Genomic DNA, 10,619 nt, shown 5'->3' with positions numbered 1-10,619 from the left:
CTCCTTGCCACTTTCAATTTTTATCTTTTTTCCGAAGAACTAGCTCACGTAGCCACATGTGTTCAAAACTTTTAGTGTATAACTTGATAAGAAAGAGGCCCTTAGACATTTCTGCCAAGTGCCTCGCTATTACTAAGTATACTATTTTTCCTGATGAAATACAATCTTACTACCAGATGTAACTCCATTTTATTTAGCTAGTAATCATAAAAAATGTTTACAAAATCTGATCGATTTTATAAACATTTTAAATTTATCCTTTATCTGCATTCAACAAAATAGATAATGTACTTTCAAGCTCTTCTTTACGAACCTCAACCATTTCTCCAGTTTGTTTGATTTTCACTTCAACCACACCATCAACAGCTTTTTTACCAACTGTGATACGGATAGGACAACCAATCAAGTCTGCATCAGCAAATTTCACGCCAGCTCGTTCATTGCGATCATCAACTAATACTTCATAGCCAGCCGCTGTCATCACTTCTTCCACTTCTTGCGCTAATTTCATTTGATACTCGTCTTTTATGTTCATTTGAACAACATGTAAATCAAATGGCGAGATACCTGCTGGCCAATTAATGCCGTTCTCATCAATATTTTGTTCTACAATCGCTGAAAGCAGACGACTAACACCAATTCCATAACACCCCATGATCACATGTTTTTCTCGACCGTTCTCATCTAGAACAGTGGCGCCCATTGATTCACTATAACGAGTACCAAGTTTAAAGATATGACCAATCTCGATTCCTTTAGTAAATTCTAAAACACCATTTCCATCTGGAGAAAGATCACCCTCTTGAACAAAACGTAAATCTTCGTAACTAATCGGTGTAAAATCACGTCCTGGATTAACATTACTAAAATGGAACCCAGTTTCGTTAGCTCCAGTGATTGCATTCGCTAAATCTTGGACATGTAAGTCAGCATATAATTTCACTTCAGTAGACATTTCTACCGGACCCACTGAACCAAAATCAGCATTTAAGTATTTACGAGCATCTTCCTCAGTTGCTTCCTCTAAAAAGTCAACACCTAAGAAGTTTTTCAGTTTAACCTCATTCACTTCGTGATCTCCACGTACTAAAACTAAGACAGGTTCTTCGTCCGCCATAAATAAGACTGACTTGATGATACGTTGCGGTTCAACAGCGAAAAACTCAGCAACTTGTTCGATTGTTCCAACATTTGGTGTTTCTATTTTTTCGATATCCAATTGTGTTTCATGTGATTTTTTTGGTGTATAGAGGCTTGCAGCCATTTCTAAGTTTGCTGCATAATCGCCATCCGTTGAAAAACAAATCGTATCTTCTCCAATATCAGAAATTGCCATAAATTCTTTAGAATCTTTTCCACCCATAGCACCACCATCACCGATGATTGCTTTAAAATTCAAACCACAACGCTCAAAAATTGATGAATAAGCTTTTTCATAATCTCGGTATGATTGATCCAAACTCTCTTCATCCGCATGAAAAGAATAGCCATCTTTCATAATAAACTCTCTACCTCGCAACAAACCAAAACGTGGACGTTTTTCATCACGGTATTTAGTTTGAATTTGATAAAGATTTAATGGTAGACGTTTATAAGAATTTACTTCATCACGAATCAATTCTGTAAACGTCTCTTCATGTGTTGGACCAAGAATGTAATCACGCTCATTACGATCCTTTAAACGATAAAGATTTGGACCATACGTTTCATAACGACCAGATTCCTTCCACAATTCTGCTGGTAATAATGTAGGCATCAACATTTCAATGGCATCAATCTTATCGAATTCTTCACGCATGATTTTTTTTAATTTCTCAAGTACCCGATTTGCGAGAGGTAAATAAGAGTAAATCCCTGCTGAGACTTGACGAATATAACCTGCTCTCAGTAACATTTGATGACTTAATACTTCCGCATCATTTGGTACCTCTCGTAAAGTAGGGATTAACATTTTAGACTGTTTCATTAGAACTCTCCTTTGTTTAAACGAATTGTTGAAGCTATTCAAGTGATTCGTTATAAAATCCAATTAATAATTTAAAAGAAAAATCGTTGAATATCATTCCACGTTACTAATACCATCAATAACATAATAAAACCAAAGCCAACTAGTGTAATTATTCCTTCTTTTTCTTGACTTAATGGTTTTCCTCTAAGTCCTTCAAAAATATTTAAAACAATCTTCCCACCATCCAAAGCTGGGATCGGAAGTAAGTTGATAATCCCAAGATTGACTGATAACATAGCCATTAACCAAACCACAGTGCTCAATCCTGCTTTCGACGCTTCTGCAGACATCTGGAACATCATTACTGGACCACCCAATTTATCTAAACTGAATCCCGTAAACAACGATTTAAGTGCTTGGAAAATTTGCATAGAACTACTTAGCGTTGTTTGAACACCTCCGACTAGTTTATCTGCTAACCCAGTCTTCATAGGTGGTAAAATACCGATAACACCGATTTCCTTGTCACCTGATTTTTGACTTTTAGGCGTAATACCAACTTTTCTCGTTTTCCCATCAGATTCAACGGCTAAATTCACTTCTTTATCCGGGCTGTCTTGAATAATTTTAGTAAAATCATTCCAATTAGTAACAGATTTTCCATCGATCGATAAAATTCTATCATCTGTTTTTAAGTTTACTTTTTCTGCCGGACTATTCGGTTGAATGCCACCGATCAAGTTAGTATTTGTATACGTTACGCCACCTTGCATGAAAATATAAACTGTAAACAATATAAAAGCTAGAATAAAATTATTCATTGGTCCAGCAAAATTCGTCAGCATTCGTTGCCAAAGTTTCGCTGATTGGAATTGTACATCAATCGGTGCAATTCTAACTTCTGTTCCATCTTGTTCTATAACAGTTGCATCATGGTTCACTTTATACGTGATCTCTTCAGATTCGTTTCCATTAACATATCCTTTAATAAATAGATCTTTTTCCAGATCAGCTTCCAACATTTCTATTGGAATACTGTTTGTTAACTGAACTTTTTTACTTGTATTAATCTTTATGACTTCTTCTTGTTCATTCAATTCAACAGAAAGAGTCATTCCGGGGGCTAGCTCCGTCTCGTCTTCACCCATACCAGCCATACGTACATAACCGCCAATTGGTAGAATCCGAATTGTATAAGTTGTTCCGTCTTTTCCTTGATGTGCAAAAATCTTTGGACCCATACCAATCGCAAATTCACGTACTAAAATACCTGAACGCTTTGCGAAGAAAAAATGTCCAAATTCATGCACTAATACAAGAATTCCAAAGACAATAATAAATGTAATGATTGTTCTCATAACTGACCTTCTTCCTTTATCCATCTTTCTACGATAGTTCTTGTTTGTTTATCGATTGCGATCACTTCTTTCAAAGTGATTTCATTAATTTCTGCATAGTTGTCAACTGCTTTTCGGACAAATTCTTCAATTTGAAGATATGAGATTTTTCCGTCAATAAACGCATTTGCCGCAATTTCGTTCGCTGCATTGTAGACCGTTGGATACGCTCCACCTTTTTTCCCGACATAAAACGCTAACGCCAACATTGGAAAACGTTCAAAATCCATCGGTTCAAAATTCAATTGACTAATCTGTGTTAAATCGAATGCTTTTTCATTTTTTATAGGCAGACGAACTGGATACGTCAATGCATATTGAATCGGCTCACGCATGTCGCTTGGTCCCAGTTGAGCCAAGTATGCACCGTCTTTTAAGACAATCATTGAATGAACAATGCTTTCTTTATGTAAAACAACTTTTATTTTATCATAATCTGTCCCAAATAACCAATGGGCTTCGATAACTTCTAACCCTTTATTCATCATTGTTGATGAATCTATTGTAATTTTTTTACCCATTGACCAGTTTGGATGCTTTAATGCCTGTTCTAACGTAACAAATTTCAGCTCTTCTCGCGTCAAATCTCTAAAACTACCACCAGAAGCCGTAATTACTAATTCTTCCAAGTTTTCTTTTATTTGACCTTCTAAACATTGAAAAATTGCTGAGTGTTCACTGTCGACAGGTAAAATGCTGACATTATTTTTTATTGCCGCTTCCATGACCCATTGACCCGCCATGACCAAGGTTTCTTTATTCGCCAAAGCAATATCTTTTTTTGATTCGATTGCTGCCATTGTAGGATTTAAGCCAACACTTCCTGAAACAGCTGTTAATACAACATCCACTTCTTCAAGTGTTGCAGCCTTTATTAGACCTTCTTCTCCTACACCAAATTCAACTTCTGGGAAGCGTCTGGCAAACGTTGTTTTTAATTGTTCTGAGCCCACACCAACATATCGCGGTTTTAATTGTTCAATCAAAGCCGCACCTTTTTCAGTGTTCGAATGAAATGTTAATGAAACGATTTGGAACAAATCAGGATAAGCGGTAACGACATCCACTGTACTTGTACCGATAGAGCCAGTAGCACCTAATAATGCGATTTTTTTCATAGTAAAAAGAAAAACTCTGAACACTCAGAGCTTTTCACCTTCCCTTCTTGTTTGAAATTAAAATAGTCCGAATAAATGCATGATCGGAAAAACAAAAAGTAAGCTGTCAAAACGATCCAATATGCCACCATGTCCTGGTAAAATCGTTCCAGAATCTTTTACATTATAGTGTCGTTTAATAGATGATTCAACTAAATCACCAAATTGACCGACAATCGAAAAAATTACAGTTATACTAAGCATAATAGGTAATTTATAAATAAATAATTCTTTACCAGGTGTAAACGTCAAAAATAAAAGCGTTACGACAACCGCACAAAGAATACCACCTAATGAACCTTCGATTGTTTTATTGGGTGAAACTTCCGGCCATAATTTTCTTTTTCCAAAACGTTTACCAATAAAATAAGCACCTATATCTGTTGACCACACAACAAATAATGCATAAAGCAACACAACGAAACCAGTATGTCTAGCACTCACAAAATTTTGGAAACCAACCCCTACATACAAACTTGTAATGACTGGAAAGCCAGCTTGAGAAATTGTATACATGTTTTTTGAAGCAACCAAGCCACCTAATAAAATTATAACTGTTAAATAGAACAAAATAAAATTATCGGCTTTTTCAGGTAAAAAGAAAAACCATTGGTCTTTTGGTAGAATCAAAAAGACTGCTCCTAAAGCTGAAAGCACACCCTCAAAACTAGTAATTTCTAACCCTTTCATTCTAAACAGTTCATACACCCCTACAACTGCTAACAGAGCAGCAGCTAACTCAATCACTATTCCCCCATACCAAATAATTGGTATAAAAACGACTAATGCTACGACCGCTGTAATAACTCGCTGTCTCATTTATCTTCCTCCTCAGCTTCCTTTAAGCCGCCAAAACGGCGATTTCTATTTTGAAACGATGCCAGCGCACTTTCTAATAACGCATCGTTAAAATCAGGCCACAAAGCATCTGTAAAAAACAATTCACTATAAGCAATTTGCCAAAGTAAAAAATTACTGATTCTTTCTTCACCACTGGTACGAATTAATAGCTCTGGATCTCTTAAATCTTCTGTTAAGAATCCTGTCATCAAGTGATCGGCAATCATTGTTTCAGTGATATCCTCTGGCGAAAGCTGATTATTTGCCGTTTTTTTAGCTATTTCTTTTACCGCGGTAAGAATCTCTGCTCTTGATCCATAGTTTAAAGCAAAATTTAAGATCATACCAGTATTATTTTTAGTCTGTTCAATTGCACGTTCTACTGCATCTTGGGTATGGGCTGGTAAAAACTCTTTGTAACCCATCACTTGAACTTTTACATTTTCTTTAATTAGTTCTGGTACAAACGTATCAAAGAAGTCTACTGGTAGCTGCATTAAAAAACTCACTTCATCTGTTGGACGCTTCCAGTTCTCAGTAGAAAAAGCATATAAAGTCAAAACTTTAATCCCTAATTTACTTGCATACTTTGTAACTTTTTTTACCGTATCCATACCTTCTTTATGTCCAGCAATTCGTGGCAGACGCCGATTTTGAGCCCACCGTCCATTCCCGTCCATGATAATCGCTAAGTGTCTAGGGATCGGTCCTTCACTATCAAATACCAACGTACTTTCTTTTTGTATGTATTTATTCTTTTGTGGAAAAAAACGTAACATATTTTTCCCTCCATTCCAAAAATCTATCTAGACTATTATAGCAATATCTTTCAGAAATGCCTATGCAAATGAAAAAAATTCGTCATTATTTAATAAAACTATTCGGAAATCGCCTAAATTCATGTGAAAATCAAGTTTAATATACTTGTTATAGCCTACTTTTTTCAAATAGAAAATAGAAGAGTGTGGAACAAAACTGAAATTGAAGTGAGACCTAATAGTTAGACTATAATCCGAATAGTATAGAACATCTAGCATAAACTAAAAAGAGCATATTTAGTAATTTTTCCAATGATTTAAGTCTTCAAATCCTAACCTCTACAATTTTCACCCACTTATGTATCAATGAATCAAAGCGATGAGCCAACGCTATGTAACTTCCTTCTCCTTTTAGATAAGTTTCAACTGCCTGTTTTTTAAAATTATACTCAAATTTAATCATAAAAACCCCCTAAGTTAGACCAAACAATCTAACTTAGGGGGTACACTTCAAATTACAGTTTTACTCCACTCTCTAAATCTGAATAATTCGTGAGAAAAAATCAGCCCATCTTCTTTTTAAATTTTTTTCTGATCAAATGACCTTTTATTCAGAAGTTTTATTTTCTGCAGGTTTTAGATTTCCTTTACTGATACCAATTTGAACAACAGAGTTGATCGGAATAAATTCATTATACTGGCTCATCTTAACAACCGTTCCTTTTGTCACTGTTGAATCGACATAGTAAACCTGATAGGTGATATTAGCACCTTTAGATTGATATTCATCATAGAAAATCTTTTGAAGATCTCCTTCTAAAGTATTGTCACGTAAATCTTTGATGTATGGTTTACCGATTGAATAAACCACTTGAATTACAGGTTTTACATCTTTTTCTGTATATTTTTTTCCGATTTCTACGGATTGACTAATAAATCGACCATATGGAACTTGATCATTAAATACTTGTTGCATTTGAACTTGCAATCCATTTGCTTTGGATTCCGCTTCTTCTGCTTTGAATTGCGAGAAATCTGGAACTATTAAAGCTTTCCCAGTTGAAACCGTAATGGACATCGTTTCTTTTTTTGCAACTTTCGTATCTTTTCCAATACTTTGCGAAACGATTTTTCCACTTTCGACTTTCTCTGAATCAGCTTCTTCGACCTTTAGCGTAATTTCATTTTTCTTGGCCCAGTCGGTTGCTTCTTCTTTTGGCTTCCCAGCAAAATCAGGCACTGAGATATCTTTTTCAAAGACTTCTTTTCCTTTAGAAAAATAGGCTTTTGCTTTGTCTTTACGTTTATAGTTTTCAGCTTTTACATCTTTGTTAGTTATTTCAAATTTTAGATAGTCACCTGCTGGTACTTTATCACTGTACTCTTCAATGATTGCTAAATTATCAGCTTTTTGTTTACTGATCCAGTTTTTCGCATCATTCAATTTCATTCCTTTAAAGTCTGGTAGTGAAACTGCTTCTTCTGGATCCGCTCCCAGGCTAGCATCAACAATTAACTCTTTACCTTTTTTAATTTTTTTGTTCTTTACTGTTTGATCAATAATCACATTTGCCTCTTTGTCAAAATTGTATTTTTGCTCCACTTGAAGTTTCACACTATTTTCTGTTGTCCATTCACGAACTTCAGACAGTTCTTTGCCTTCAAAATCTGGTACTTTAACATGGGTCATTTGGTAATAACCAAAACACAATAATGAAACCGTTACAAAACTTCCAAGACCGATGTAAATAAATTTTTTGATTTTTTTCTTTTTATAGGTGGGATCAGTTTCAATCACTTCTTCAGGGTTCTTTGATTGATTCACCGACGCCACAATGATTGGCTCATTGGTTTTAACTGGTTCGTATTTTTTCTTTTTTGAACGCTTTTTAGTATAGATCAACTCTTCAAGTTGCTCTGGTTCAACGGATACACTAGAAGCTGTTTTATTTTTCTTAGTATAATTAGACGTGTTATCCGGATTGTTTTTCGGTCCATAAAACACTTCAGAATGGCTTTCACTTTGCTGTGTAACTGGGTTTTCTTTATTTATTGAACCTTTTTCTGATTTTGTTTTCTTCGTTACTTCCCATTTACTCATTTTATCTTTTTGTTCATTTTTTTGCTGGCGGGTTTTTTCATAGTTACCGCCACTAAAATTTGAAAGAAAATCACTCATATTTTTTTAACACACCTTTTTTCAGGTAATAGGTCTCATCAGATTGCCCAGCGATATCATTAGAGTGAGTCACAACAATAACACACTTATTATGAACCTTAGCTAGATTTTGAAAAATATCGACAATCTCTTGTTCCATCCCTTCATCTAAATTTCCGGTTGGTTCATCAGCTAAAATGATATCTACATTTGTCGCTAAAGCACGAGCAATGGCCACACGTTGTTGCTCACCACCAGAAAGCTGATTCACTAATCGATCCGCTTTTTCACTTGTGATTCCAATGTAATCTAGAAGATTATACGCAACTTCTTTTTGATTAGGTGGCAGTTCATTATCAGTAATCGACATTGCAACCAAAACATTTTCCAACGCTGTCAGGTAAGGAACTAAATTATAGCTCTGGAAAATAATACTGATATCGTCACGACGGTATTTTTCGTATCCAATTGTCTTGATATCTTTTCCATTCACTAAAACTTGACCTTCTTTAGGCGTATCCAAAGCACTAATCAGAGAAAGGAACGTTGTTTTTCCTGAACCAGATTGTCCTAAAATGGTATAGAATTTTCCTTGTTCAAAAGCAACATTGGTGTCTTTTAAAATAAAACGGCGTTGATCGCCATCTTGATAAAAATAACTAAGATTTTTTGTTTCTAAAATTGCCATTTTCCTTACCTCCTACATCATGATTTTCTTTGGGTTTAAGCGAACAATATACAATAATGGTAAAATGGCTGCCAGTAACACTGTACCTAAACCAACAACTAAATAAGTGACGATATATCCCAATGAGAATTTCACTTCATAAGCATTCATAATATCATCTGTTGTAAGATCAGTTGTACCTAATCCGTCTAATCCTACAAACATATTCATTTGATCATTTGTACTATTCAATATATCACTATTTAATAAGGATTCTGAAACCATTTTCCCTAAAAAATTCCCAGTAATTAATGAAAGAATCAATGCAATTCCGCTTATGATCAACATCTCAATAATAATTTGTCCCATAACATGACTGCGTTTATCACCTAAAGATAGATAAATCCCTAATTCGTGCTTACGATCACGCATAAATAATAAAACAACAAGAGAAATGATCAATAATGTTGCTATGACTGCAATCATAACTACATAACCTGAAATTTGAGACATTTTCTTCATACTTCCGCCAATTTGTTCGTATTGATCCGTTGATGCTTTCACTGCATATAAGTTAGGTAACAGGGGTTGTGTCTCTTGTTTGAATGCTTCTACATCATCTGGACTGTTTAAAATATAAACAGGTGTATAATATTCTTCTTCCCCATCTTCTGAAATGTAGGGGTTGTCAGAATCCACTTTTTTTAGCTTTTCTGTAGCATCTTTTTTGATTTCCACTACTGTTTTATTGGGTAAATAAACTGTGTTGAGTTGTTGTAATGACATATATTGTTGGTTCATTTTTTGATCTTCACTTTTCTTGTCTTCTTTGTCTTTCATTTCTACCGTTGTCGGTTCAAAGATCCCTATGATTTGAATAGGTACGTCTATCTTAAATAATTCTTTTTCTTCACCGCTCTCGCTATAATCATAGCCTCTAGTATCCATAACCATTTGGTCCCCAACAGATAAGCCGTTTTCCTCAGCAACTTTTGAAGAAATCAAGCCAACATTTTTACCATTATCAATATCTTCTTGAGTGAATACTTTACCCTCAACTAATTTAATGTTTTTTTCTTCAACATCTAAAATTTCAGGGTAGTTTGAGCCTTTTAAGTTAAAGCCTTCCATCGCTCCTCCGGATTGCTCTGAATCTAATGAAACACTTTTCAAATTTTTCGTCTGTGCCATTGCCATGGCATTGTAGTCATAGTATTTTACATAAGGAGACTCTCCTATTTTTTTCATCAAATCTACTTTAAGTTGTTCAATTTTAACATCTTCTTTGGCAAACTCATCCTGATTATTTTCATAATCGAGTTGAATCGTAGCCATACCACCTAGTTGCTTTTTGACACTTTTTTCAACATTTTGTGTAGACTGTTGAATCGCAATAGAACCTGCGATAACATTTCCCAATACAAATATCACTGCAAACAAAATGAGTGATTTCCCCTTTTTTCTAGTAACGCTACATAATGCACGTTTGATAAAATTCACTTTCTCATCTCCTCTTTTGAAAAATATATAGCTAATATCATTATTCCATAACACATAAGGTTTAACAAGATTTTTTTTAACACACACGTTTAAACTTCTAACCATTAGTGTTTATATGTTTAAAATTAAACGTTTTTTTCATTTAAAATAACAATTATATTTAATAAAACAAAAAAACAACAAAAAATCATACA

8 protein-coding genes are annotated in these 10,619 nt (G+C 34.6%); all 8 read right to left on the bottom strand.

The features are described 5' to 3' along the window. Positions 1–253: 253 nt before the first annotated feature. The 8 genes from AC4BBR_RS07445 to AC4BBR_RS07410 all read right to left on the bottom strand — a co-directional run bounded on the left by AC4BBR_RS07445 (position 254) and on the right by AC4BBR_RS07410 (position 10,425). Positions 254–1,966 (bottom strand): proline--tRNA ligase, encoded by a 1,713-nt coding sequence (locus AC4BBR_RS07445; RefSeq protein WP_490461902.1) that lies wholly within the window; start codon positions 1,964–1,966, stop codon positions 254–256. Between the two features lie 71 nt (positions 1,967–2,037). Then, on the bottom strand, positions 2,038–3,306 hold the full coding sequence (gene rseP, locus AC4BBR_RS07440; RefSeq protein WP_490461901.1) for an RIP metalloprotease RseP: 1,269 nt from the start codon (positions 3,304–3,306) through the stop codon (positions 2,038–2,040). Next, positions 3,303–4,463, bottom strand: coding sequence for a 1-deoxy-D-xylulose-5-phosphate reductoisomerase (locus AC4BBR_RS07435; RefSeq protein WP_490461900.1), 1,161 nt, complete (start codon positions 4,461–4,463; stop codon positions 3,303–3,305). Before AC4BBR_RS07435 ends, rseP begins: the two co-directional genes overlap by 4 nt. 57 nt (positions 4,464–4,520) lie before the next feature. Next, a complete protein-coding gene (locus tag AC4BBR_RS07430) occupies positions 4,521–5,321 on the bottom strand; it encodes a phosphatidate cytidylyltransferase (protein WP_490461899.1) in 801 nt (266 codons plus the stop codon). Beyond that, positions 5,318–6,121, bottom strand: coding sequence for an undecaprenyl pyrophosphate synthase (gene uppS / locus AC4BBR_RS07425; protein WP_490461898.1), 804 nt, complete (start codon positions 6,119–6,121; stop codon positions 5,318–5,320). The genes AC4BBR_RS07430 and uppS overlap by 4 nt, the downstream gene beginning before the upstream one ends. Positions 6,122–6,707: 586 nt before the next feature. Beyond that, the gene (locus AC4BBR_RS07420; protein WP_490461897.1) at positions 6,708–8,279 is read right to left on the bottom strand and encodes a PASTA domain-containing protein; all 1,572 of its coding nucleotides are present in this window, start codon (positions 8,277–8,279) and stop codon (positions 6,708–6,710) included. Next, entirely contained in the window at positions 8,272–8,946 is a 675-nt protein-coding gene (locus AC4BBR_RS07415) for an ABC transporter ATP-binding protein (RefSeq protein ID WP_490461896.1), read from the bottom strand. Before AC4BBR_RS07415 ends, AC4BBR_RS07420 begins: the two co-directional genes overlap by 8 nt. Before the next feature lie 12 nt (positions 8,947–8,958). Next, positions 8,959–10,425, bottom strand: a complete 1,467-nt coding sequence (locus tag AC4BBR_RS07410) for an ABC transporter permease (RefSeq protein WP_490461895.1) — start codon at positions 10,423–10,425, stop codon at positions 8,959–8,961. Positions 10,426–10,619 lie beyond the last annotated feature (194 nt).

The organism is Enterococcus sp. AMC1251 (assembly GCF_058216535.1).
The sequence above is the reverse complement of the archived record's forward strand: the minus strand, read 5'-3'. Positions and strand labels throughout refer to the sequence as shown.

Coding starts and splice junctions, on each gene's coding strand:
- uppS (WP_490461898.1), bottom strand. CDS start 6,121: ATGTTACGTTTTTTTCCACAAAAGAATAAATACATACAAAAAGAAAGT.
- rseP (WP_490461901.1), bottom strand. CDS start 3,306: ATGAGAACAATCATTACATTTATTATTGTCTTTGGAATTCTTGTATTA.
- AC4BBR_RS07415 (WP_490461896.1), bottom strand. CDS start 8,946: ATGGCAATTTTAGAAACAAAAAATCTTAGTTATTTTTATCAAGATGGC.
- AC4BBR_RS07430 (WP_490461899.1), bottom strand. CDS start 5,321: ATGAGACAGCGAGTTATTACAGCGGTCGTAGCATTAGTCGTTTTTATA.
- AC4BBR_RS07435 (WP_490461900.1), bottom strand. CDS start 4,463: ATGAAAAAAATCGCATTATTAGGTGCTACTGGCTCTATCGGTACAAGT.
- AC4BBR_RS07445 (WP_490461902.1), bottom strand. CDS start 1,966: ATGAAACAGTCTAAAATGTTAATCCCTACTTTACGAGAGGTACCAAAT.
- AC4BBR_RS07420 (WP_490461897.1), bottom strand. CDS start 8,279: ATGAGTGATTTTCTTTCAAATTTTAGTGGCGGTAACTATGAAAAAACC.